Source organism: Inquilinus sp. OTU3971, from assembly GCF_038440215.1.
This window is the reverse complement of record NZ_JASATH010000002.1, coordinates 84267-108355: the sequence shown is the minus strand read 5'-3', so window position 1 is coordinate 108355 and position 24089 is coordinate 84267. Positions and strand designations below refer to the sequence as shown.

The 24089-nt window shown below is 65.3% G+C and carries 18 protein-coding genes and 2 tRNA genes; 5 read left to right on the top strand and 15 right to left on the bottom strand.

Features of this window, described 5'->3' with window-relative positions; all coding sequences use genetic code 11:
* The first annotated feature begins 227 nt into the window (after positions 1-227).
* The 3 genes from AAHM41_RS01250 to AAHM41_RS01240 all read left to right on the top strand — a co-directional run bounded on the left by AAHM41_RS01250 (position 228) and on the right by AAHM41_RS01240 (position 960).
* Positions 228-686 (top strand): hypothetical protein, encoded by a 459-nt coding sequence (locus AAHM41_RS01250; protein ID WP_342234676.1) that lies wholly within the window; start codon positions 228-230, stop codon positions 684-686.
* Positions 687-731: 45 nt separating this feature from the next.
* Positions 732-823: transfer RNA gene (locus AAHM41_RS01245), tRNA-Arg, on the top strand.
* Positions 824-856: 33 nt separating this feature from the next.
* Positions 857-960: transfer RNA gene (locus tag AAHM41_RS01240), tRNA-Asp, on the top strand.
* 444 nt (positions 961-1404) lie between these two features.
* Here AAHM41_RS01240 and AAHM41_RS01235 read toward each other — a convergent pair.
* From AAHM41_RS01235 to AAHM41_RS01200, 8 genes are all read right to left on the bottom strand, one after another.
* Positions 1405-2751: an ATP-dependent DNA ligase gene (locus AAHM41_RS01235; RefSeq protein WP_342234675.1), complete on the bottom strand. Its 1347-nt coding sequence runs from the start codon at positions 2749-2751 to the stop codon at positions 1405-1407.
* On the bottom strand, positions 2751-3467 hold the full coding sequence (locus AAHM41_RS01230) for a hypothetical protein (RefSeq protein WP_342234674.1): 717 nt from the start codon (positions 3465-3467) through the stop codon (positions 2751-2753). The genes AAHM41_RS01235 and AAHM41_RS01230 overlap by 1 nt, the downstream gene beginning before the upstream one ends.
* Positions 3467-3928, bottom strand: a complete 462-nt coding sequence (locus AAHM41_RS01225; RefSeq protein ID WP_342234673.1) for a WGR domain-containing protein — start codon at positions 3926-3928, stop codon at positions 3467-3469. The genes AAHM41_RS01230 and AAHM41_RS01225 overlap by 1 nt, the downstream gene beginning before the upstream one ends.
* 74 nt (positions 3929-4002) lie before the next feature.
* On the bottom strand, positions 4003-5082 hold the full coding sequence (locus AAHM41_RS01220; RefSeq protein ID WP_342234672.1) for a toprim domain-containing protein: 1080 nt from the start codon (positions 5080-5082) through the stop codon (positions 4003-4005).
* A gap of 35 nt (positions 5083-5117) precedes the next feature.
* Positions 5118-6443, bottom strand: a complete 1326-nt coding sequence (locus AAHM41_RS01215; protein WP_342234671.1) for a DnaB-like helicase C-terminal domain-containing protein — start codon at positions 6441-6443, stop codon at positions 5118-5120.
* Positions 6444-6445: 2 nt separating this feature from the next.
* Positions 6446-6754 carry a hypothetical protein gene (locus AAHM41_RS01210; protein ID WP_342234670.1) on the bottom strand — a complete coding sequence of 103 codons (309 nt, stop codon included), beginning with the start codon at positions 6752-6754 and terminating at the stop codon, positions 6446-6448.
* A gap of 45 nt (positions 6755-6799) precedes the next feature.
* Positions 6800-7546 carry a hypothetical protein gene (locus AAHM41_RS01205; RefSeq protein WP_342234669.1) on the bottom strand — a complete coding sequence of 249 codons (747 nt, stop codon included), beginning with the start codon at positions 7544-7546 and terminating at the stop codon, positions 6800-6802.
* Positions 7547-7557: 11 nt separating this feature from the next.
* On the bottom strand, positions 7558-8340 hold the full coding sequence (locus tag AAHM41_RS01200; RefSeq protein ID WP_342234668.1) for a PhoH family protein: 783 nt from the start codon (positions 8338-8340) through the stop codon (positions 7558-7560).
* Positions 8341-8570: 230 nt separating this feature from the next.
* Here AAHM41_RS01200 and AAHM41_RS01195 point away from each other — a divergent pair, with 230 nt between their 5' ends.
* Entirely contained in the window at positions 8571-9851 is a 1281-nt protein-coding gene (locus tag AAHM41_RS01195) for a hypothetical protein (protein WP_342234667.1), read from the top strand.
* A 29-nt stretch (positions 9852-9880) separates the two neighbouring features.
* Positions 9881-11029, top strand: a complete 1149-nt coding sequence (locus tag AAHM41_RS01190; protein ID WP_342234666.1) for a hypothetical protein — start codon at positions 9881-9883, stop codon at positions 11027-11029.
* 62 nt (positions 11030-11091) lie between these two features.
* Here AAHM41_RS01190 and AAHM41_RS01185 read toward each other — a convergent pair whose 3' ends face one another.
* From AAHM41_RS01185 to AAHM41_RS01155, 7 genes are all read right to left on the bottom strand, one after another.
* Positions 11092-11256 carry a hypothetical protein gene (locus tag AAHM41_RS01185; protein WP_342234665.1) on the bottom strand — a complete coding sequence of 55 codons (165 nt, stop codon included), beginning with the start codon at positions 11254-11256 and terminating at the stop codon, positions 11092-11094.
* Positions 11257-11269: 13 nt separating this feature from the next.
* Positions 11270-11722 carry a hypothetical protein gene (locus AAHM41_RS01180; protein ID WP_342234664.1) on the bottom strand — a complete coding sequence of 151 codons (453 nt, stop codon included), beginning with the start codon at positions 11720-11722 and terminating at the stop codon, positions 11270-11272.
* Positions 11719-12000, bottom strand: coding sequence for a hypothetical protein (locus AAHM41_RS01175; RefSeq protein ID WP_342234663.1), 282 nt, complete (start codon positions 11998-12000; stop codon positions 11719-11721). The genes AAHM41_RS01180 and AAHM41_RS01175 overlap by 4 nt, the downstream gene beginning before the upstream one ends.
* The gene (locus AAHM41_RS01170; protein WP_342234662.1) at positions 12000-12341 is read right to left on the bottom strand and encodes a hypothetical protein; all 342 of its coding nucleotides are present in this window, start codon (positions 12339-12341) and stop codon (positions 12000-12002) included. Before AAHM41_RS01170 ends, AAHM41_RS01175 begins: the two co-directional genes overlap by 1 nt.
* A gap of 81 nt (positions 12342-12422) precedes the next feature.
* Positions 12423-12833 (bottom strand): hypothetical protein, encoded by a 411-nt coding sequence (locus AAHM41_RS01165; RefSeq protein ID WP_342234661.1) that lies wholly within the window; start codon positions 12831-12833, stop codon positions 12423-12425.
* Positions 12814-13236 (bottom strand): hypothetical protein, encoded by a 423-nt coding sequence (locus tag AAHM41_RS01160; RefSeq protein WP_342234660.1) that lies wholly within the window; start codon positions 13234-13236, stop codon positions 12814-12816. The genes AAHM41_RS01165 and AAHM41_RS01160 overlap by 20 nt, the downstream gene beginning before the upstream one ends.
* Positions 13233-24074, bottom strand: a complete 10842-nt coding sequence (locus AAHM41_RS01155) for a host specificity factor TipJ family phage tail protein (RefSeq protein ID WP_342234659.1) — start codon at positions 24072-24074, stop codon at positions 13233-13235. Before AAHM41_RS01155 ends, AAHM41_RS01160 begins: the two co-directional genes overlap by 4 nt.
* Between the last annotated feature and the right edge of the window lie 15 nt (positions 24075-24089).

The following is a 24089-nucleotide window of genomic DNA, read 5'->3' as shown; positions in this document are numbered from 1 at the left end:
CATTAGGTAGCAAACGCACCTTACGGAAATCATAGGTTTTCCGCGAAACTTCGGAAAGGATGATTCAAAAATGTCCGACGAATTATTCTGATATTGCGCAGACAGTTGGATTGCTCTACGCTCTGGTCAGAATGTCAGATTCATCCACAGAGAGATGGGTTAGCACTGGAGCCGATCAAGGCTCGCCCGGCAAAGACACCGGGCCAATCGGTGCTGCGCTGTCAGAGTTGACCGTGCGACTGGAGCAAGCCAGGACGCAAGCGGCAGAGGCGCGGCAGCGAGTCGTCGTCGCAGATGCTGAGGTAGATCGCATCTCTCGCGCCATCGCCGCGCTGATCAATGTTCTGCCGCAGGATAGACGACCAGGCGTCGCGCCAGAGATTGATGCGCGCCGTCAGGAACGCCGACACAGTCGTGGGACGTTGGTTTTCGACAATGTGGTCAAGCTGTTCGAGAAATCGCCGGGTGCCGAATGGACCGCCCCGGCCGTGCAAACCGCCCTCCAGCGGAATGGCATCCAGGCCGAGCCCAAGCAGATCCACAACGTGCTGGGCTATCTGATGCGGGAAGGGAAGTTGGTGCGAGTCGACCGTGGTCGATACCATGTTGCCGGCTATGGCTTCGGCATCGAGACCGGCGACGAATTGGATGACCACGAAGGCGGGAGGCGCCAGGAGGGCGACTAGCGCCTGTAAAAGAAAACGCCAGCGATTAGGGCCGCTGGCGTCGATGCTCCGGTGGTGAAATTGGCATACACAGCCGACTGCGACTCGGCCGGTCAGTCCGCGAGGCGATCATGTGGGTTCGAATCCCGCCCGGAGTACTCCCCTGTAGAAGCCCTTTTGGTTTGTTCTTGGCCCCTGTGGCGCAACTGGTAAGACGCGGCGGTGTTATCAGCACCGCTGCCCGAAGAGGTCCCGACCTCACAGGGCTGTGTAGGTTCGAATCCTACCGGGGGTATCAGAACAAGTCAACAGATAACCCATTGATTCTTCAACGGAATCTGCTAGACAAAAAACGACTCAATATCAATGACTTACGAGATTGGGCGTGCGATCTCTGAATATCCGATTATCCGGCCGACCATAACTTTCGATTGTTTGTATCGGTCGCGGACCGAATCACCCCCTTGCTCCTATAGTGCCGCAGGCACGACCCGACGCGCTTCGCGACCGTCTTCAGCAGCGGCTTGTCTGACGTGTTCAGGTCGCGTGTGGCCATGACGTGCATCGTCGGTTCGTCCGTCGTCATCGGGCGCCGAGCGTCACGCAACGTCTCGAAGATGATCCGGGCCACCTCACCACGGTAAGCGGACGTTCCAGTTGCGGCGCTCGGCGTGAAGGGCGAACGTCCAGTCCGCGGCGAGCTCCAGTTGGTCGCCGATCGTGGGGATGAACAGGCGCATCAAGCTGCCTCCTCGAGCTCGGGCTCGGCGTCGGGCACCTCGTCGGCCTTGTCGTCGCGGAACCGCACGAAGCGGGGGTGGCGCAGCGAGCCGTCGGGCGTCTTCTCGTGATAGTTGACCTCGACCATGCGGCCGACCAGCTCCAGCTCACCCGGGAGGTCGGCCAGCTCCGGCTCGTTCTCCATCTTGAGCTTGTCGCGGAGCCAGGCGTCCCAGAACTCGCGGCGCTGCTCGTCGGAGATCCCGCCGCCAACCCCGACCTCGACCCCGTCGACATCGACCAGCACGCCGCCCAGCATGCCCTCGTATTTGCCCTCGCCCTCGTAGGCGCCGGTGATCCTGGCGTCGACGGTCTCCTCCGCCTTGATCTTGAGCCAGTGGTAGGACTTCTTCTTCTCGTAGGGCGCGTCCAGATCCTTGACGATCAGCCCTTCCAGGCCACGGGCGCGCACCTTCCCGTAGAGCTCCTCGATCTCCTCGAGGCTGTTGACCAGGTAGCGCGGGACCAGCTTGACCCGATCGCTGCCGACGGCGGTCACGAGGCGCTCCAGCATCGGCCGGCGCTTGCAGTAGACCGGGGTCTCCGTCTTCGTCCCGTCGATGAAATAGGCCGCCGACACCAGGTCGAACGCATGGAAGACGGCGTCCTCGGCCTGCTCGTTCTTCCGGCGGACCACGCTGCTGGTCTCGTTGAACGCGCCGGACATGACCTCGCCGTCCATCACGAAGCGGCCGGGGCCACCCATCTTGATCAGTTCGGCCCGCAGCTTACCGAATTCCGGCTTCAGGGATTCGAGCGTCGTGATCTCGTTCCCGCCGCGCGTGTAGAAGACGACCTTCTCGTCCACGAACGCGATCACGCGCCAGCCGTCGAGCTTGGGCTCGGCGGCGACCGGCCACGACTTGATGCGCTTCGGCTCGAAACTGTGGGCCCGCATCATGGCGAAGACCGGGATCAGGTCCGGGATCGCCTTGTTGATCGAGTTCGCTGTGAAGCCGGCACGCACATCATGGGCGAGGATCGCGGTGAAGATCCGGCCGCTCTCCGGCGTCATGTCGAGCAGGAGCTCGAGCACCGTCTCCCTGGCCGCGTTGCCGGTGAGCTTCCGCTCGGCCAGCATGTCGAGCACGACCCACGCCTTGCTCTCGGGCGTCAACTGCATCTTGCCGGCCGACTCCACCTTCGGGGGCGTGACGCCATAGGTGATGTAGGGGTTGTAGGTCCGGACGAGGAACTGCTTGAACGCCTCGTTGTCCTTGAACCTGGAGAGGATCTCGACCTTCTCCTTCGGGCTCGAGGAGGCGGCGATATCGTCGAGGACGGCGGTGATCTGGAAGTCGCGCATCAGGCGGACACAGCTCCCTTCTTACGCTTCATTTCGAGGGCGAGCGCGAGGAGCGACTTGCCGCTCGTCGGCGTCGGGTTGGTCTTCGGCTGCGCGGGCGCGGCCGGTGTGACGGGTGCCGCGGCGGCCGCCGGCGGCTTGGGTGCGGGCTTCGGCGCGCTGGGCGCCGTCTCCTTTGCCGCCATCCGGGTGATGACGTCCGCGTAGCTCGTCGTGTCGGCCGCAGGGGCGGCGTCGGCGACCCCGCGCGCCGTCGTGCGGGGCGCAGGGGCCTTGCCCGCCCGGCGGCCCTTAGAGCGCGTCGGAGCGTCGCTGGAGGCGCCGGCGGGCACCGCGGCCTCGTTGCAGGCGTTGATGGCCGCGAGGTCGGGGTCGGGGACCGGGAAGCGCTTCAGGATGAATTCCGGGATCAGCACCGACTTGATCCGATCCCAGACGCGGGCGCTCAGCCTGGCCTGGCGCGGCTCGGCGCTGAAATAGATCGTGCGGCGCTCGATCCATTCCTCCTGCAGCATGTGCCGGACCGGGCACTTGTTCGCGGCCATGCAGGCGGCGCAGCCAGGCTCGACCTGGTCGCGCTTGCCGCACATGTTCGCTTCATGCTGCCGGGCGCAGTCGCGGAACTCGACCTCGCGCTCGAAGATCGGGCAGACGAAGGTCAGCTCGTTCGCGGGCGACAGGGAGCGCATCACCTCGTAGCCGTGCGGCGTGCTCATCACCAGGTTCCCCACAGAGGATTGGATTTCGTGGCGGCGTCGACGTTCTCGGGCACCGGGTCGGTCTCGGCCCCCGGGCTTGCGGTGGCGGCGTCGGACGCGCCGCCATAGAGCCAAGCCATCGCTTCCGGAATTTTCCGCTCATAGCCCATGAGCGACTTCCGCAGTGCCTCGTCGCCGAGGCTGGCGTATGACAGCTCCTCGACGCCTCGAGGCGGCCGCTTGTAGCCGCGAGTCTCCTTGTCACGCATGCGCTGGGAGAAGTAATCGTCGACAATGCTTCCGAGTGTGAAGCCGTCGTCGTTCTCAAAGTTCTTGGCTTCGCACTGTCCCCAGGCGCCGGCCTTGCCCCAGCGCGTGATGACGACGCCTCGACCGGCGGTCTCGTCTACAACGCTGAGAATGTGGTATTCCTTCGTGCCGCCATTATGCGGCATCGATATTTTCTTGACGGTTGTCATTACATCTTCCGCCCCTCGTCGCTGTCTTCTTGATTATAGCGACGACGCGACAGGGTCACACACTCATTGCTGACTTATCGATATGGATTCTTGAGCCGCAGCCGCGTGGCCGAGTGACGGTCGATCAGGATCGCCTTGTAGATCGCCTCGCGGCTGATCGCCGGCGCGACCTCGTTCGGGTCCTTGTCCTTGGGCAAGAGCGCCACCCGGGCCAGCAGACCGACATTGCCGATGCGGAGGGCGGCCTCGATCGCCGCCTCGAGCGCCTCGACCTCGCCGTCCCAGCAGATGATGACCTCCTCGAGGCCCCCGCGCTTGAGGGCGAGCAACTGGCCGAGCTGGTCGACGCCATCGGCGCTGCCGTAACTCAGATGCTTGCCGAAGGAGCCGATCGGCACGATGTCCCGCAGCGCCTCGTCCTCGTCGACCGCGGCCTTGAGCGCGATCACGTCGAAGGCGCCTTCGCCCATCACCGCGCGCTTGGCGCGCCGGGCGTTCTGGCCGTTGTAGAGGAAGCGGCCGGTCGCCGGCAGCTTCATCGGGAAGAGGTATTTGCGGTCGCTGGTGCCGAGGATGTCGCGGCCCTGGAAGGTCACCAGCTCGCCGTCGAGGTTGTAGACCGGGATGATCACCCGGTTGCCGAAGTTCTGGCCGCCGGGCTTGCCGTCGTCCCGGATGTAGCGCCACCAGTCATCGGCGCAGAAGCGCAGCCGGAAATAGCCCGCGAGCTCCGCGGTGATGCCGCGGCGCTCCAGGTAGACGAGGTTCTGGCCATCCTCGGTCGGCAGCGGGAAGGAGAGCGGCAGCTTGATCGTGGTCTCGTCGACCGCAACCGCGATGCGGCGCTTCGGCCGCCAGCCCTGCGCCCGCACGACCTGGCGCACGAAATCGCGCACGCCGGCCACGGTCGGGTCGCCGAGATGCGCCCGGATGAACGACCACTTGTTGAAGCCGGTGCTGCACACGAAGCAGTTGCCGCGACCCGTCTCCAGGTTCGCGTAGGTCTTCCACTTCGAGTTGCCGCAGAACGGGCACTCCTTCAGGTGCAGCTGCTGCCCGCTGGAGCCGTGGGTGATCTTGTAATCGATGCCCTCATGGTCGCACAGGAACTCCATGTCGAGGGCATCCAGTGCCTCGTCGAACTCAGCGCTCATTCGCGCACTCTCCCTTTCCCGCAAGCGCGGGATCGCTATTCCTTGGCCAGCACGCGGATCAGGAACTGCGCCTTCTCCAGATCCTGCTTGATCCGAAGCGTGAAGTTGCCCGCCTGGTTGCGCGAGGCGGCGAAGAACAGCCGGGCCTCGTTCATGGCGCGCTCGTCGTCGGTCGCGTTGATCGAGACCAGGAGATCGGCGATGCGGACCTTGTTGAAGTCCTCGGCCGCGTGCTCCATCTTCGCCGTGGCGGCCTTGGCGCCCTCGCGATTGGTTTGGGTCGCGGTGACGACGGCGATGTTTTCGGCGACGGCGATGCCGCGCAGGTCGACGTAGATGGACTTGCTGTTCTCGATCGGGTTGTCGGTCCGGAACTCCGGGGCCATGATGTCCCCGTAGTCCACGAACACGATGTCGAACATCAGTCCGCGAGCCTGGTAGAACGAGATCAGCCGGCGGAGGTCCGATGGCTTCATCGAGCCCGTCGGGAACTCGTGGATCTTGAGCGCGCCGGCCCGCTTCTGCAGGTCGAGGATCTTGCTCTCGACGTCGCGGATCTTGTCCTTCAGGCCCTTGAGCGCGACCTCGGAGAAGCTGGCGTCGAGACGCTCGCCGATGATCCGGGCCGCCACCTCGAGGGTGACGTAGAGGACGTTGTAGCCCTGCAGCGACGCCGCTTTGGCGAAGTTGACCAGCGCCATGGTCTTGCCCGACTTCGGGCCGCCCATGAACACCGTCAGCTCCTTGCGGCCGAAGCCCTCGTGCATCAGCTCGCAGTCGAGCGCCCTGACGCCGGTCGGGATGCCGCGCGGCGGGGCCTTGCCGGCGAGCTTGTCGAGACGCTCCTCGGTCCGGCTCGCGATCTCCTCGAAATAGTCGTAGGCGCCGAAATCGCCCATCGACCCGGTGTCGAGGGCGACCCGCATGGACTTCTCGATCTTGGTGAAGTCACGCTTCTCCAGCAGGTCGACCGAGTTGTAGATCGCTTCGGCGACGGCCTGGTGCTTGGCGAAGGTCGCGACCTCGTCCACGATGTAGTCGCGGTCGGAGACGTCGGTCTTGAAGAGCGCCACGACCTTGTCGCGGGCCTCCGGCGCGATCGACGCCGGGATCCGCTTGTCCGTGAGCGCGTCCTTGAACAGCTTCACGAAGACGGTGCGATCCGGCGCCTTCCGGTAGCGCTCGTAGTAGCTCAGGCCGATGTTGACCAGGCAGGCCTCTGCCTGGTTCAGGAAGAACTCCGGCTTCACCAGCCCTTCGGAGCGCTGGCAGAAGACCGTGTCCCGCACCACAAGGGCGGCAATCTTGCTCTGGAAGGTCTCGTCGAACTCGTAGACCTTGCTGACCGCAGCGGTCGACATGGTCAGTCCTCGAGGATACGGAAGCCCACAATGGCGTGCTTGAAGAAGACGGTCGGGCCGCTGATCTCGTCGGCCGGGTCCACATAGTCGATCTTGACGGTGAACTGGTCGGCAGCCAGCAGACGCCCGTCGACGATGAGATTGCCGGTCGCGAACGCACTCACCTTCTTGCCGATGGCGGCCGTCAGGTCGTCCTGGTGGCTCCAGCGCTTCTCGCGGTGCGGGCGCGGCGGCCGAGGACGACGATCGCGGAACTCAACGGTGCGCGTCGGGGCCGAGCGGTCTTGGAGATGCAGGGTGGGACGGGACATCAGAACCTCGTTCGTTGCGTCGCTGTTATAGTCAGTTCTGACTTACTACACGCGATGAATTTCGGCCGCCTTGGCGACCAGTTCGGGGCCGAACTCGGCGCGGGCGGTCTCCTCGCGCAGGGTCCGGTCGACATGGATCAGGCGGGCCAGCAGGAACTCGGGCCGGGCACGCTTGCGCAGCTGCGCCACCAGCCAGGCCTCGTGAGCGACCTGGTGCGGATTGCCCTGGAACGCCTCGAGCCCGTAGCGCGCGTCGGCGGCGGCGATCAGGCGGGAGCTCGTCTCCTCCGACCAGGCCTCGCAGACCGCCGGCACCGCCACATCGCCGTAGAGGTTCTGCGGCATCGGCACCTGCATCCACTTCGGGCGGCCGGGCCAGGAGAACCAGCCGGCCTGGTAGATCGCGCCGAGGGCCTTTCGGCACCAGAACCGATAGGGCACGCCGTAGAGGTCCGCGTGCTGCCGCGCCCGCCAGATGCCGGTGATGCCGCGCGACCCCAGCTCGAACATATCGTCCTTCTGGAGCCCTTTGCGGTCCTCAGCCGTTCCCGCGTCGACGAAGGTCCGGTAGGCGTCCCGCACCGCGCTCTTGTAGCAGTCCGCGAAGAAGTAGGTGGCCGTGGTCGGGTGCATGAAGCGGTAGTCGAACCACTTCCGGCCGAACAACTCGCGCTCCACCGACGAGAACTTCTGGGAAATGTGCCGCGCCTGGAGTTCATCGAGCGTGTCCCGGTCGAGATCATCGCCAATGAAACGGCCAAGCGCGGCTTCGGTGTGAGCGTCGTGTGCCATGGATCCCCGCGTCAGGCGACGCGGAGATACCTCTTCACGCCGTCGCTATCGTCTGCATCGTCGTTGTTATAGCGATACCGCTCGACGATGCGCTGCACGATGCCAGACCGCACGATGTCCGCGTCGCTGAATTCGACGATCGCCATGTCCTCGAGCCCGGCGAGCCGCTCGATCGCATCCAGGAGACCGCTGCAGCCCGGGATATCCTTCTGCGACAGGTCGCCGTTGATGATGACCTTGGCGTTCTGGCCGATGCGGGTCAGGAACAGCTTCATCTGCGCCGGGGTCGTGTTCTGGGCCTCGTCGAGGATCACCCAGGCGTGCTTGAAGGTGTGGCCGCGCATATGCGCCAGGGGCAGCGCCTCGATGCGGCCGGCGGCGATCATGCCCTGCACATGGCCGGCGCCGAGCGCCTCCTCGAGCACGTCGCGGAACGGCGCGAAGAACGGCTCGAACTTCTCATCCAGCTCGCCGGGCAGAAAGCCCAGGCTCTCGCCGGCTTCGACCGCCGGACGAGTGATGATCAGCTTGTCGGTGTCGCAGTTCTGAAGGGCCTTGGCAGCAAGGCGACCGCAGACATAGGTCTTGCCGGTGCCGGCCGGCCCGAGGCCGAAGGTGAGCGTCCGGCCGAGGATCTCGGCCATGTATTCGCTCTGTGCCATGGTCAGGGCCTTGAGCGGCTCCTGGGCGGCCCGGCGGATACGGGGCTGGTTCTGGTCGACGAGGGGAAGGATGTTCTTGGAACGGTCGCTGGAACGGTCGCGCCTGGCGCGGATGTCGAATTTCTTGGCCATGTGTCTCACGAAAGAGGAGGGCTGCCGGAAGGTGGAAGCAAGGGACTGGGCTACCTCCATATCTCGTGATCATCCTTCATTATAGTCAGTAATGACTGATCCATCCTATCCCATTTTTGGTTCCGCGAATTCGCTTGGAGCCTTCACGCGAATCGGACTCGCCGCGTAACCGGCCTTGCCGATACGATTGGGCGAGTCGGCGGCAAGCTGACCGGGAGGATTTTCACGACATGAGCCAATTTTATGACGGTATTCATCTCGGCGCGAAGGGCGCCTGGGTGGTGCATCACGGCAAGAAAACATCAGCGACGATTAATGGTTCGTCCGAATTTCCAGCATTGGACGCGGCTGGCAAGGCGGCCTCTCTTCTATCCCAGCTTGCGGCCTCCGACGAAGTGGCGATCGGCACAAAAAAGGTTGCCGCTTTGGCCAGAGCCGCGGGACTCAATCCGCGCACAGAATTGCCCGAACTCCTGCGAGTGCTGGAGCGCAGACGCGTCATAGACGTGTCAACGGCTGGCGACGTGAGCGTTGTGGGACTTTCGAGCGCAGCAACAGTCCAGCACGCTGCCTATATTTTTGAGGAGCAGGAACCTACCCAGGAGGAACGAGCCGCGATTGCGATTGCAGAGCTTGCTTCGGCTGCTCCTGTTCCCCATAGCCGGACTGGGGAATTTATCTCGGACGAATTCAAATTGCCTAAACAAGTGGTCAATGACTTTCTGATCAGGTCCGAGATGGTTGGATTTGTCGATGCAGAAGGAAAGAACAGCGACAAGCTGTATTTTAATGGAAACGTATTTCGCCGAGACAATATAAATAAAGTCAACCGAGTGCTTCAATCATTATCTACCGCTGACCAACTAAAGGTGACCGATCTTGATAGCCGCCTTGCCGCCGTCGGGTGTATAGGTTTCGAAGAATCGGAGAGAATTCTTGGCGTTCAGCTTTTTGAGAAGCTGCGATCGGCGGGGATGTATGACGTTAATTTGGTGGCGAATCCCTCGGGCGAGTTTGGATTCGTTACGCGGCCGGCTGCGTTCCACAAGTTCAACGATCCGATGGCGGATGACGCGTTCGATCTGGCAAAGGCCCTCGTGGCCGCGCTGTCCTATGGCATGTCACAGAGCACTGCGGGACGAGGTAGGATTCAGGATATTGGAGCGCTGCTGCGAAGGCTTACCCTGGGCGACGAAATCGGTCCAGCTACGGCGATCGGTGAGGACTACAGAGTGTTGGAGACGAAGGGTGTGATCCAGGTGACCAAGGGAGAGCGATACGGATATAGGATGAGGTTGCTGAAGCGCGACATAGGTGAGATGGCGCTCCAGGTGCTCACCAGGGGAGAGGCCGCGTCGACCAATGCGATCGATCGACCTTTGCCTGGGCGGATGACTGACTACACCGGTCCGGAAAAGACCCGGGCAGACCTGCGCCAGAAGCAGGTGCCAGCCAGCAAGCGGATGACCGAAGATGTTCTGCAAGCCCTGCGAACGACGGGGACATTCTGATGACGCCCTCACGGCCGGGAGCGAAGGGTTTGGATCTGGAAGACACCCTAAAGGCCTACTTTTGGCGGGCCGGATATTTCGTGGTGCGAGGGGTTCCGTTCCGGGTGGATGGAGACGACGTCACCGACATCGATCTCTGGCTCTACGAGCGGCCGGGCGCTTCCACGCGCCGTCGATTGATAGTCGACGTCAAGAACCGCAAATCACCAAGGGCTTCGGAGCGCCTGATCTGGACGAAGGGGCTTCAGTCCGCACTGGGCGTGGATGGCGCTATTGTCGCAACTACCGACAAGCGTATTGGCTCGCGCAGACTGGCACGGGCCTTGAATGTCATGCTTCTGGACGGTGATGGAATCGGCGAACTGATCCGGGACGAGCAGCTGAAGGCATCTAATCAGCTAAGCTCGACAGAGTTCGATGAGGCGGTGAAAGCCGTTGATGAGCAACGTAGATCGAGTGAGTGGCGGCAAGCTCTTTATGAGGCGCGAACGGCCCTTTTATCTGGAATGGGTGTGCATTCAACCAATAGATGCCTTGCGGCCAACCTCTTTTTTGCTGAGCAGGCAGTTTTATCGCAACCAGGTTCCGTTCAATCCAACATCGCGGTTAGGCTTTGCTTCTTCACCGCTGCTCTTGTGACGATAAGCCTGGATTATATGTTGGCGGAACAAATCTTTCGTCCAATTGAGGAACGGAGAGAATCTGTCACCAATAGCATCCGGTTTGGTCAAACTGATGCAGGAGGAACAATACCCACGATTCGAGGCGCGTTGGGGCTTGTCCGAAAGTATGCGGAAAATGGCTCCGCGGTTGCCAAGCAAGTTGAGTATGGTTTCTATAGCGAAGCGGAGCGGATACCAGCGGAAATCATTGCCGAATATGTTACAAGAGGCGCCGTCTCCGACGGCTTATTCGACGTTGCTCGTCAGCTAGCGGAGGCATCGTATGCGGTAGAATTACCATCGTTCGATCAGTTACTCCTTGGGGCGAAATCAATATTGGGAGTATTTCTCGACTTCAACGGAGTATCGAGAGAAAAACTTGCGTTGGCGTGGCCACAGAATGTGCGAGCCCAACCCTATGCTGCTCCAGCGCCCGCCGCCGAAGCCGGTCCGCTCTTCAGAGAACGCGGACGGTCCGCCGTTTCTCCCTCCACAGAATCCAAGAAAAGTAGGTGAGCGCTGGCAACGGCCGGTGATGCCCATGGGCCGAAGAGGCCGGCGCCGTGAATGCGACCGCGTTACTGATCGCCGCGGTAGAAGCGGATCAGATTGCTCACGCCGGCGGCCCAGCGCGCCAGCTCGGCGCGGTTCTTCATCAGGGCCTCGGCGTCGGCTGCAGTGATGCAGAGCCGCGGACCCTTGGGCGTCTGGCAGGCTTCCCAGGTCTCGTCGGTGAGCTGCACTGGCGCCGGCGGCTCAGGGTGCAGCATCTCCAGCTGGTGCGGCACCACCTGCAATGACGGTGGAGCGCTCGAGCAGGCGGTTAGAGCGGCTAGCAAGGGCATTGAGAGCATCAGCGCTCTGATCCGGATCCTCATTGAGGCCCCTTTCGAGCTGGAGGTTGGTGATGTCGCGGGTCAGTTGGGCGATCTCGGCGCCGGCGAGCTGGTTGCGGTGAACCAGGGCCGTCTGCCGGGCGATCATCTGCCGATGCTGGGCCTCGAGATCCGCGATCGTCTGCTCAGCGACGATGCGAGCGCCCTGCTCGATCTGCAGCGCATGCTGGGACGCGCTCAGAGCGTCGTCTAGCGAGTCCACGCGAAAGACGTGATACGCGACAGCCCCAGCGACGAGGAGCGCCCCAGCGCCCGCGAGAACGAGTTTCCAGTTGTCCCGGACCCAGGTGATGGTGGAGAGAAGCTCGATCACGACGCCCTCCCTTCCTCCGGGTCCGGCTTCAGCCCCGGGCAGCCGGTCTGCCACGCCACGAAGCGGCGCCAGGCGTAGGCGACCGTGGTCAGGAAGAAGGTGCCGACGGCGGCGATGATCGGCACGATGTCGAGCGGCTCGCTACCCAGCAGGTAGCCGAGGACGTAGGTCACGACCAGGCCCTCGACCGTCAGGAGCGAGAGCCACATCGAGACCTTGGTGATGCTGATGACCGGCTTGCCCGGCTCCAGCAGGTTCAGGAGGCGCAGCAGGCGCATCAGAAGGCTCCCGGCAGGATTTTCTTGAGGAGGCTGGCCATGACCGCCCCGGCGACGAAGAGCGCGGCGCCGGCGATCAGCTGCAGCCTGGTCAGGGACCGATCGCGCTCGCTGTCGGCCTTGGCGCCATCTTCCAGAAGCTTGCGGATCGCCGCCTGCTCCGAGCGGATATGCGAGAGTTCGACCTCGAAGCGGGTCTCGAGGACGAGGATGCGTTCGCGGTTGTCAGAAAGGCGCTCGACAGCCGTGGTCAGGCGGCCGAGGCAGTCCTCAACAGCCGCCATGCGGGCCGAAAACTCGGCACGCATGACGGAGAGGCGGTCATCAGAGGCCTCGGTCATGGCGTCACCACTCAGTCAGTGATGACTTATTCTAACATTCGCGCCTGGCCGGTCGCTAGCGCTCTTTGGAGCAAGCGCGCTTCACGGCCAGGAGACATTGCTGGCAGCTTCGATCTCGGCCGGCGTTCCGCCGGCCGCGACGGCATTCTTTGCCGTAAGCCGCAGCGCCTCGATCGCGGCGGCGATTCCGGCCCACATGGCGCGCATGTTCAGCACTACCTGGGCCGCCGCCCGAAGATCCGCATCCTCGTTCTCCGTCGGCGGCACCGTCGGCCCGATCTCGGCCGCCAGGACCGGGAAGTCGGTCTTGGCTGCCTCGCCGATCGGCAGCGACACGACGACCTCAGCCTCGGCCGCCTTCTGCTGGTAGACCATGGCCTGGCCCTCGCCCGGCGTGATGTAGCGCAGCCGCAGGGCCTCGGCCTCGGCGTCGATCTTGGCCCGCGCCGCGGTGCGCAGCGGCTCGAGGTCCTTAGCGAGCGACAATCTCATAGCGCGCCTCCTTGTAGGGCCAGTGCTTGATCTCGACGACGTAGGTGGCCGGCATGGGGCTCGAGAGCGCCAGCGAGCCGCCCTCAATGGCATGCGCGACCCCGTCGACGATGACGGTGCAGGGGTCCGGCAGGCCGGAGATCGTGGCGACATCGGTGTCGTCGGCCGCGATCTCGGTCTGGTCGAACTCGGGCAGGCTCGGCCGGGCCTCGACGGCGCCCTCCACGATACACATCGTCTCCGGGTCGGCCTGGTCGTCCACGATCAGGACTGCTCGATCCTCGAGATAGAGCGCCTGCTTCTCGGCGACGCCGCGCGCGGCCGCTCCATTGGCCACGATCCGTCCGTCGGACGGAGCGTAGACCAGGAACAGCACGGGCTCATTCGGATCGGACGTGCTCACTTCTTCAGCTCCGTGATGGAGGCCACGATGTTGCGGCAGACGACTTTGTCGCCGCCGTTATCGGCGATGCAGTCGACGTGATAGGACACCCACTGCCCGCCCCATCCACTCTCGATGATCTGCGGGCAAATGAAGTTGCCCTGGTCGAAGCACTGGATCTTGAACCGGCGGATCTCCGAGGCGGCGCCGTTGACGGCCCGGTAGATGACGAAGTTCGCCTGGTTGCTGTTCTCCACATTGCAGATGAAGGACATGGAGAAGAGCCAGCGGCTGCTGTTGCTGTAGGGCCCGAACGCGATGTCGGCGATCCGCCGCGCGTTCAGGTCGATCCCGCTCTGGTCACCAGGGGCTACGCTGGTGGTCGACGAGAGCGAGCCGTCCTGGACGTGGATCGACCCCACAGTAAGGTTGCCGATCTGGGCCGAGTTGGTGATCAGGTTCTCGGTCTGGACGAGCTGCGAGGCGCGAACAGAGCCCGTCCGGATCTCCGACCCGTCGATGATCGTCCGGCCCCAGTTCGTCGTCAGGTTGGTGCCGCCGACATACCGCGCCAGGATGACGTGGTTGCTGAGCTGCATCGCGTTGGCTTCGTCCGTCGCCACGATGTAGTCCGCACCCTCGGGCCAGACCATGATCAGGGCATTGGCCCCGGTGAACTGCGCCTGACCGCCGTTCACCCATTTCGAGGACGCTTGACCGCTGGCGTTCGTCCAGATGACCCAGCCGCCGGACCAGAAGACGCGGTTGGAGCCGGGGTCGGTCGAGAACTGCACCTCAGTCGTGACGCCGCGCAGGCCAACGTCGATCTTGTTGGCCTTGATGGTGTTGGCCGCGATGTTGCCGCCGTCGATCAGGGTCGCGTCCGGCCCGTAGCGCCAGTCGGCCAGCGTCTTCTGGCCGGCGGCGACCCAGATCTTGCCCGGATCGATGAGCGTGCCGGCGCCATTGATGCGAGCCGCCGGATCGGACGCCCCCAGAGCGGCCTCGCCGCTGATGGTGGTCAGAGCCTTGCCGCTGACCGTGATCGAGCCCGCGAGGGCGGTTCCGGCGGTCAGCTTGGCGGCGTCGAGCGACGCGATCTTGGCCGAGGTGATGACCGCGTCCTGGATCTGCGCCGTCGCCGTGATCACCGCGTTGGCCACGGTGAGCTGGGCCGCGGTGATCGTGCCGGTCCGGATCGAGTCGCCGTCGATCATCGTCTTGCCGAAGCTCGACACGATGTTCGACCCGCCCCGGTAGGCGCAAAGCACGACGCGATCCGACTGGAAGGCGGTGGCCGGCGTCGTGGTGAAATTGATGCTCGACGCGCCCTTGATCCAGAACACGTAGATCACCGTGCCGGCTGTCCAGGTCGCCCCCGTGGAGTTGGCGGGAATCGTCGAGGTCGCGCGCACTCCCGTGTCGTCGACATAGGCGATGAACCCGCCCGTCCAGGTCAGGGTCCAGTTCGAGCTGCTCGGCACCGGCGCGTAGTTGAACTGGATGTTCTCGACGGACACGCCGCGGACGCCGATCTCCACCTTGTTGGCCGTGATCGTGTTGGCCGCGACGGCGCCGCCATTGATCTGGGTGGTGTCGCCGCCGAAGCGCCAGTCCGACAGCTTGGTCGCACCCGAAATAGTGACCTTGCCGGGGTCGATCTGGGTGGTGCCCGCATTGATGCGGCCGACCGGGTCCTGGGCGCCGGTGGCAGCATCCGAGGAGATCGCGGTCAGAGCCTTGCCGCCGACGGTGATGGAACCGGCCAGCGCCGTCCCGGCGGTCAGCTGCGCCGCGGAGAGGGACTCGATATGCGCCGACTTGATGAAGGCGTTGCCCTCGACCGCGACGATCTTGGCGTAGAGCTGGTCGGCCGTGATCTTCGACGCCGTCACTGCGCCGTCCTCGATCAGCACGCTGGACGACTTCCGCGAGCAATAGAAGCGCGAGACATACCAAGACCCGGCCGGCGATGACTGCGCCTGCGCATAGGGCCGGATCCACATCAGGCGCGCGTTCGCGGGCACCGTGACGGACACGCGGATATACTGCCAGGTCGTCGACGGCGAGAGCTGGCTGGTGCCGGTTCCGGCGACGGCAGTGAGCTGAGTCCCGTCCTTGTCGTAGAAGATGATGTAGGAGAAGAGGCCGCCATTGGCGTCCGAAGACGCGCGCGCCATGATCTCGACGAAATACTGCTCGTTGGGCGCGACCTCGATCGAGGCAGGCCCGAGGTGCCGGTTGGTGGTGCCGGTGGCAGTGCTCGCGACCTTCGTGCTCGCCGAGTCGGTGAACGGCGAGTTGATGATCGACCAAACGCCGGCCAGGCTCCACCCCGCGCCGCCATTCAAGAAGACGGGATCCACGACCAAGTTGTCGAAGGTGCCGACCGCCAGCTCGCGCGTCGTGATGGCGCCCGCGGCGATCTTGTCCGCGCTGACGGCGCCGGCGGCGAGCTGCGAGGTGGACACCGCGCCGGCGGCGATAGTCCCCGCGGTCACGGCATTGGCCGCCAGCTTGCCGGCGGTCACGGCGTTCGCCGCGATGGTCTCGGCGGTGACGGCCCCGGTCGCGATCTTCCCGGCGATGACGCTGTTCGCGGCCAGCTTGTCGGCGAGGACCGATCCCGCCGCCAGTTCGGTCGCCGTGACGGCGCCGGCGTTGATCTTGGCGGTCGTCACCGAGTTCGCGGCGAGCTGGTCGGCCGTGATCGTCTGGGCGACGATGGAGGAGCCGATGATCGAGCCGTCCTGGATCAGCACGGCCGGCTGGTCTGCCCGCACATCGACGTTGTCGAAGGCGAGGTTCGTCGGGCCATTGATCCAGTTGTAGATCGCGAAGGTCGCCCACTTCACGTCGGCCGGCGCCGTCACCGTGGTGTCGAAGTGCTGGACGGCCGTGCTCCAGACGCCGTTCTCCGGACCAATCAGCGCGGCCACGCCGTTGCTCGTATCCGGGATGCGGCCGGTGGCCGGAAGGTCGCTCTTCCACCAAATCAGGCGGGCATAGCGGCCAGCGGTCGAGCCTGCCGAGGTGGCCGCCGCGTCGAACTGCACCCTGTATTTCGCACCCGGTTTCACCGGGAACGGGCGGCAGGCGGCGGCAACCTGCGGTCCGGCCAGGTCGAAGCGCCGAGTGCCCATGTCGGCGAGCGACGTCGCGATCGTGGTCAGGGTTCCCGCACCGGCGAAGACATACCAGCCGGCCGTGTCGGTCGGCTCGATCTCGGTGCCGCCGTTCTGTGTCAGGTTCTGGCTGACCGTCCCCACCGCCAGCTTGTCGGCGACGACGGCACCGGCTGCGATCTTGTCGGTGGTGATGGCTCCGGCGGCGAGCTGGGTTGCGCTCACCGCGCCCGCGGCGATGGCGCCAGCGGTGACGCTGTTCGCCTGCAGCTTCCCAGAGGTGATCGAGTTGGCCGCCAGCTCGTTGGTGGAGACCGCGCCAGCCGCGATCTTGCCAGCGATCACGCTGTTGGCCGACAGCTTGTCGGCGGTGACGGCGCCGACAGCCAACTCGTTGGCGGTCACCGCCCCGGCGTTGATCTTCGCGGTGGTGACCGAGTTCGTCGCCAGCTCGTTGGCGGTGATGGCACCCGCAACGACCTTGTCGGTCGTGATCGCGCCATCTTCGATCAGGGTCGAGCCGGCGATCTTCCGGGCGTAGACCCGGCCGATATACCAGGTGCCGGCACCCGAAGCGTTGGCCACGACGTAGGGAGCGGCTCGCATCCGGCGCACGTCGGCCGGGATCGTGACCGTGACGGAGAGCTTCCGCCATGCGCCCGCGGACGCCGAGGCCAGGCTGACCGTCCCGGTCCCGGTCGTGGCAGCGGCAGTGGACCCGTCACCCTTCCAGAGCTGAATGTAGCTGGTGAGCGGCGCATTGATGTCGACGGTGGAGACCGCCTCAACCTCGACCAGGTATTTCTCGCCCGGGGCGACGTCCCACGTCGGCGTCATCAGGTGCCGGTTGCTCGCCATCGGCGTGCCGCGGGCGATCTTGGAGCTGATGGGGATGACGCCCAGGTCAGCGGCAGCCGGCGTGTCAACGACAACCCAGCCGTTGAGGGTGTAGCCTGCACCGCCCTCCGCGAACACCGGGTCCGGCACCAGGTTGTCGAACGTGCCGATGGCCAGCTTCGAGGCCGTGATCGCGTTGGCGGCCAGCTTGTCGGTCGTGATCGCGTTCGCCGCGAGCTGGTCGGTCGAGACGGCAGCTGCAGCGATCTTCCCAGCGACGACGCTGTTGGCAGCCAGCTCGTTGGCCGTGACGGCGCCGGTGGCGATCTTCACCGTCGTGATCGCATTGGCGGCGATCGTGTCGGCGGTCACTGCCCCCGTGGCGAGCTTGGCCGTCGTGATCGAGCCGGCCGTGATCTTGTCGGCGGTCACCGCGTTGGTGGCGATCTTGTCGGCCGTGATGGCGCTCGCGGCGATCTTGTCCGAGATCACGGCCAGGGCGGAGATGTTGGCCGCGGTGACAGAGCCGGCGGCCAGCTCTCGCGTGGTGATGGCGTCGGCCGCGACCTTGCCGGCGGTGACCGCGTTCGCGACCAGCTTGTCCGCGGTGATCGCGCCATCCTCGATCAGGACGGTGCCGGTCAGCTTGCGGACGTAGAGCTTCGACAGACGCCACGACCCCGCCGGGCTGGCGATGCCGTAGACCAAGGGCGCGACCCGCATCGAGCGGACGTTCGCCGGCATCGTGAACACGCCCTTGCGCTTGACCCACGCGGTCTGCGGCCCGAACAGCGCGGCGTCACCGCTGTAGGTGGGGGCCAGCCCGAGGTTGGTTCCGTTCTTGTCGTAGAAGAAGGCGTAGAGCGCGAACGCGCCGTTGGCGTCCGACGTCGAAATCGCGTCCGCCTCGACGTAATACTGATCGCCCGGCGACACCTCGATCATGGCCGAGGCGATGTGCTGGTTCGCCGTGCTGCCCGCGACAGTCGCCACCTTCGAGCTGGCCGACCCCGAGTAGGGCGTGTCGATGATCGACCAGTTGCCGAGGTTCCAGTCCGCGCCGCCGAAGGTGAACTCGGGGTCGTTGACCAGGTTGTCCCAGGACCCGATCGAGAGCTTGGTCGCACTGACCGCGCCGGCCGCGATCTCGCGAGCGGAAATGGCCGCGGCGGCGATGGTGCCGGCGGTCACCGCGTCGGCGGCGATCTTGCCAGCGGTCACGGCATTGGCAGCCAGGATCCCGGCCGTGACGGCGCCGGCCGCCAGCTTCGGCGTGCTGATGGCGTTGTCGGTGATCTGGGTCGAGGTGATCTGGCCGGTGAGGTCCGTCGACGGCACGGCCGTCGTCCAGGCGGCGCCGTCCCAGCGGTAGAGCTTGCCATTGCTCTGGGAGAAGATGATCTGCGGACGCACGCCGGGCTGCGGTGCGGCGACCGGCGGGCTCGCCTGGATCAGGACGGGCTCGATGCCGGAGGCGAACTTCGCGGTCGAGACAGCCCCGTCCGCGAGCTTGGAGGCGTCCACAGCGCCCGCGGCGATCTTGCCAGCTGCGATGGCACCGTCGGCGATCTTGGCCGTGCTGACGGCGTTGGCGGCGAGGGCGGCGGTGTCGATCGCGCCGGTGGCGACCTTGACCGCGGTGATGGCGTCGTCGGCGATCTGGGTGCTGACGATCTGGCCGCTGACATCGGCAGCCGGCACGGCGGTGCTCCAGGCGCCGGCCGAGTAGCGGTAGAGCTTGCCGCCGAACAGGACGACCTTGGGCCCGGTGTAGCCGGCCGGGTTCGGCAGCGCCGCGACGATGGAGACCGGCTCGATGCCGGCGGCGAACTTGGTCGCGTCGACCGCGGCCTGGGCCAGCTTCGCCCCGGTGACGGCGCCGTCCTGCAGCTTGCTTCCGATCACGGCGCCGTCGGCGATCTTGCCCACGGTCACCGCATTGTCGGCCAGCTTCGAGGCCAGAACCGCGGCGTCGGCCAGCTGCGTCCCGGTGACCTGGCCTGTCAGGTCGACGGTCGGGACGGACGTAGTCCAGGCCGTGCCGGTCCAGCGGTAGAGCTTGCCGTCCGTCGTGTTGAAGACGACCTTCGGGCCCGTGCCGGGGTTGGCGGTCGGGGCGGTCGAGACAACGGAAATGGGCGAGATGCCGGCGGCGAACTTGGTCGCGTCGACGACACCGGCAGCAATCTTGGCTGCCGTAACCGCGGCGTCCTGGATCTTCGAGCCGATGATGGCGCCGTCGATGATCTTCGCGACCGTCACGGCGTTGTCGGCCAGCTTGGATGCCAGGATCGCGGCATCGGCGATCTGGGTGCCGGTGACCTGACCGGTCAGGTCGACAGTCGGCACTGCCGTGGTCCAGGCAGTGCCGTTCCACCGGTAGAGCTTTCCATCGGCGGTGTTGAAGATAATCTGCGGGCGGGTGCCGGGCTGCGGCGGCGCCACCGGTGCAGACCCCTGGATCAGGATCGGCTCGATGTTCGAGGCGAATGCGGCGGCGTTGACGGCGCCGGCCGCGATCTTCGCCGCGGTGATCTGGGCGTCGGCGATGTCGTCGGCGACCGCGCGCAGGGTCACGACGGGCGTCGCCAGCTGCAGAGCGGAGGACGGGTTGCCGCTGGTATCGACGGAGCGCAGCCAGAAGACGTTGGTCTCGTTGGCGCCAAGCCCGGTGATGACGATCTCCGGCTGCGCCGTGGTCGCGATGACGCGCAGCGGGTCGGACGAGCCGTAGGTCTTAGTCAGGATCTCGACGTGCGAGAAATCGGCGTCGGCCGGGTTCGTCCAGGTCAGGTAGACCGACTTGAAGAGCCCGGTCGCGGCGAAGTTGGTCGGCTGCGCCGGCGGAGTCGTGTCGCGCGGCACGGCAATCAGCGTCGCGGTGCCCCAGCCCGACTTGTTGCCGAAGAAGTCGACCGCCTTGATCTTGACGTAGTAGGACTTCGCGCGGGGGACCTCCCACTCCATGCGCGGCGACTGCCCGGCCTCGGGCTGGGCGGCCGTGCCGTAGACATAGGCGGTCGGCGTCGCGCTATCGCGGATCGCGGTCTCGTAGTGGTCGACGTCGCTCTCGGTGTTCCGATCCCAGACGGCGATGATCTTCGATTTCTCGGTGTCAACCGGCTCGACCGTGAGCACCAGGTTGGCGGGCGCGGTCGGGGCGCCTGGATCCAGGTCGGTCCCGTCGATGCCGCCGACAACGGCCTGCACCGCCGCGGTGAACGCGCTCTTGTTGCCCGAGGTGTCGACCGAGCGCAGGAAGAAGTAGCGCCGATCGCCCTGCGCCAGGCCGCCCAGCATGAAGGTCGTGCCCTGCACCAGGTCAGTCGCGACAGCGCCCGCGGCCGGGGCAACGTTCGTCGTCTGGGCGAAGACCTCGATGTGCGAGAGGTCGGTGTCGGTCGGATTGGTCCAGGACAGCCAGATTGCGCGCAGGGCCGGCGTCGCGGTCACACTGGTCGGCCGCGCCGGCGGCGTGGTGTCCTTGGCCGCCGTCGCCTTGAGGGCGACGGTCCAGTTCGACTTGTTGGCCGTCCGGTCGTAGGCGCGGATCTTCAGCCAGCTGATGGACCCGCGGTCAACCACGATCTCGAAACGCGGCTGGCCGCCGAGCTCGGGCTGCGTCGTCTGGCCGTAGACCCAGCCATTGACGTTCGCATCCGGGCGCACGGCGACGTCGTAGCCGACGACGTCGACCTCGGGATGGTTGTCCCAGGTCATGACGAGCTTCGCGCGCCCGTCGGCCGTCAGCTCGGTGGTGTAGGCGAGACCGGTCGGCACGGCCGGCGGCGTGATGTCGAAATCGCCCCCGGTGATGCTCTTGGCCCGGGCCGAGACCATGCCCGTGAAGGTGGAGAAGTCGCCGCTCGTCGTGACCGAGCGGAGCCAGAAGTAGAAGTCCACGCCCGGCGGCACCGGCGACAGGATGTAGCTGTCGGCCGAGACCAGCGCCAGGCGGGTCGCGGTAGCCTGATTGGGCTGGCTGCTGGTCCAGATCTCGACGCCGCGCAGATAGGTGACGGCGTCGTTGTTCCAGGACAGCTTGATCTGCTGGATACCGCCCTCGGCCTTCACGAGGGTCGGCGGGTCGATCGCGCCATCGCCGATGCCGCCGACCGTCCACTCGATCGCCGGGGCGAACGCCCAGTCGGCGCGCACGCCGTCGACGTCATAGGCGACGACCTTGACGCCGATCTGGTCGCCCTGGTTTGCCTCGAAGCGGAAGCCGGTGGAGGCGCCGCCGACCGTGCCCTCGAGCGCGTAGGCAGCGCCCTCGCGCGAGACCCAGACATCGGCGCCCATGTAGACGCCCAGCTGCGGCTGGCCCCAGCTGACGGCGATGTAGGGCCGGCGGACCGAGCCGGTGATGACGAAGTCTTCGGCGATCCGGAGATCCGTGACCTGGGCCGAGCCCAGCGGCAGATCCGAGTAGTTCGGCGTCGGGATCGGGTTCAAGGGGTCGGCGTAGACCGAGGCGTTGTATTCGACGGCCGCGATAGTGCGTTCGTGGCTCTCGGTGTCGCCGTCGACCGACTTGATGCGGAAGGGCTTCGCGACCTTCAGCACCTCGCCGAACATCCAGTTGGAATACTGGCCCGGGACCTGCATCAGCGGCGTCGTCAGGGTCAGCGTGGTGTTCTCGACCCCGTCATTGGCAACGCCGACCTCGTCGATGACGTCGGTATCCCACAGGTCGGCCAGGTCATTCACCTTGACGCCATGCGGGCCGATGTAGAGCTCGGAGCCGCCGCGGCGAAGCACCTCGTAGTCCTTGCCGCCGACGATGACCCGCTTGATCTCCTTCGAGGTCGAGCCGGTGAAGGTGATCGTGTTGGTGCTGACCGCGACGATCTTCACCGCGCTGCCGACCTTCACCGCGTCATGGATGGCGAAAAAGCGGTAGGTCTTCCCCGCGATGCGCGAGACGGGCCGGTCGAGCTGCACGACAGTCGTCGTGCTGCCGGCGGCCAGGCGCCCGCCGTAGCCCCACTGGGGCATGTCGTGCTGCACGATGACGACGTCGCCCACGGTGCAGGCGATGGCCTCGATGGGCGATTCCCAGGTGGCGGTCTGCAGCACATACTGGTTGAGCGCCATCTGCAGGTTGCCCTCGAGCCAGGCCTGCTTGAAGTCGGTGACGCCCTTGAGCTCGATGCTCGACGACCGGGTCGGGTCGCCGCGGTGCAGCGCCTTGTCGTTGATGACCCGAACGGTGTTGCGCTCGAAGCCCTTCTCCTTGTCGTAGAAGGAGACCTCGATCTCGTTCGCGCGGTCCTGCAGCCCCAGCCAGTTGAGCTTGAAGGTGCCCTTCTTGATGTTGCCGACGGTGAACATCATCACCGGCGGCTCGTCGCGCTCGATCGCCAGGGACAGCCGCGTGCCCATCGGCAGCAGCTGGGCGCGGCCGGTGCGCAGAATGGGCTGCAGCGCGTCCCACAGCGTCTGGATAGTGTCGAAGACGCCGTTGAACTTCAGCCCCATGGCCGTGCAGAACTCGGCCCATTCGACGAAGCGCGCGATGTCGATGCGCGAGATCGCGCGGCCGGCGCCGTAGACCGGGTTGGTGATGACGTCGAGGGTGATCCAGGCCGGGTTGTCGTCCCACCAGCGGCCGAGGAACTGGCCGTCGGCGTCGTAGTGCGGCACCTTGATGCCCTTCACCAGGGCGGTGATCGTCGGGATGCCGGACAGCTGGTCGGTCACCCGGACGCGGGTGCCGAGATAGGCCGTGTAGTTGTAGGCGACGTCCTCGGTGTCGATCTCGTTGACGTCCGAGAGCCAGACCTCGTTCAGGATGTCGTCGTTGAACTTCTCGGCTTCGGCCCGCCGGATCTGGACGTCGTAGAGCGCGTTGGCCAGGCCCGGGATCGGGATCGATTTCCGGATGGAGACGGCCCGCTTGTCCACGAACAGGACGGAGCTCGCGGGCAGCGAGGTCCAGGTGGTGTCGCCGACCTTCTGGTAGCGGACCTCGAGCTGAACCTCCCAGTTGCTCTTCTTGCCCTTCTTCATGTCGATGTTGGCGATCCCGCGAGGGAAATTCACATCGAGGCGAAGGGCGTCGACCGCGGCGGTCGTCCGGTGGGTCAGCCAGTCGGTGGTGAGGCGGATGTTCTTCGGGACCGGCCGCAGCGAGTCATTGAACCAGGACGGCAGGTCCTGGTCGGCCAGACCGAACCGCTTCGCAAATTCGATCTCGCTGTAGTTCGTCGACGGCTGGCCGTTGATCTCGATGTCGTCGATGCTCTCGATCACGCCCTCGGAGAGCACCTGCTGAATGTGCAGGAACTGGTTGTCGCCCTCGTTGGTCACGAACCGGGCGGAGACATAGCCGGGCGTCCTGAACTGTCCGTAGACCAGCGGGACGGGCACCCCTTCCCGCTCGGTCATCTTGGCGCCGTCGATGCCGTAGGTCGGGCTGTCCTGCTCGCCCATGTCCGTCGCCGGCGGCTTGGGCGCCGGCAGCAGCGAGTTGACCAGAAGGCCGCCGACGGCCGTGAGGGTGCCGCTGATGATGCCGATCGCGGTCGTGCTGCCTGCGAAGCCGAGGCCCGCTGCAAGAAACGGCGAGGCCCACTGGGCGAAGGCCGCGACCGCGACGATTGCTACGATGCGCAGGATCGTCTTGCCCATGTTGCCCCCGCCGCCGAGCAGCACGGGCACGCACACGATCCAGTCCTCGGGCTTCACATAGGTGGTGCCCCAGGCGTCCTTCTCGATCAGCTCGCCATTGAGCGTGACCGCCCACTCATTGAGGGGCGGCAGACCGTCGACATACCCCGCCAGCGTCAGGAACGGCTGGTAGACGAGCTTCGCGACCGTCCGGTCGCGCGGCTCCAGCGGGTTATAGACGACAGCGACGTTGACGGACTGTTCGGAGGCAGCCGAAGCGATCATGGCGCAATCAGTCAG

Coding starts and splice junctions, on each gene's coding strand:
- AAHM41_RS01235 (WP_342234675.1), bottom strand. CDS start 2,751: ATGCGCGACTTCCAGATCACCGCCGTCCTCGACGATATCGCCGCCTCC.
- AAHM41_RS01230 (WP_342234674.1), bottom strand. CDS start 3,467: ATGAGCACGCCGCACGGCTACGAGGTGATGCGCTCCCTGTCGCCCGCG.
- AAHM41_RS01225 (WP_342234673.1), bottom strand. CDS start 3,928: ATGACAACCGTCAAGAAAATATCGATGCCGCATAATGGCGGCACGAAG.
- AAHM41_RS01220 (WP_342234672.1), bottom strand. CDS start 5,082: ATGAGCGCTGAGTTCGACGAGGCACTGGATGCCCTCGACATGGAGTTC.
- AAHM41_RS01215 (WP_342234671.1), bottom strand. CDS start 6,443: ATGTCGACCGCTGCGGTCAGCAAGGTCTACGAGTTCGACGAGACCTTC.
- AAHM41_RS01210 (WP_342234670.1), bottom strand. CDS start 6,754: ATGTCCCGTCCCACCCTGCATCTCCAAGACCGCTCGGCCCCGACGCGC.
- AAHM41_RS01205 (WP_342234669.1), bottom strand. CDS start 7,546: ATGGCACACGACGCTCACACCGAAGCCGCGCTTGGCCGTTTCATTGGC.
- AAHM41_RS01200 (WP_342234668.1), bottom strand. CDS start 8,340: ATGGCCAAGAAATTCGACATCCGCGCCAGGCGCGACCGTTCCAGCGAC.
- AAHM41_RS01195 (WP_342234667.1), top strand. CDS start 8,571: ATGAGCCAATTTTATGACGGTATTCATCTCGGCGCGAAGGGCGCCTGG.
- AAHM41_RS01175 (WP_342234663.1), bottom strand. CDS start 12,000: ATGCGCCTGCTGCGCCTCCTGAACCTGCTGGAGCCGGGCAAGCCGGTC.
- AAHM41_RS01170 (WP_342234662.1), bottom strand. CDS start 12,341: ATGACCGAGGCCTCTGATGACCGCCTCTCCGTCATGCGTGCCGAGTTT.
- AAHM41_RS01165 (WP_342234661.1), bottom strand. CDS start 12,833: ATGAGATTGTCGCTCGCTAAGGACCTCGAGCCGCTGCGCACCGCGGCG.
- AAHM41_RS01155 (WP_342234659.1), bottom strand. CDS start 24,074: ATGATCGCTTCGGCTGCCTCCGAACAGTCCGTCAACGTCGCTGTCGTC.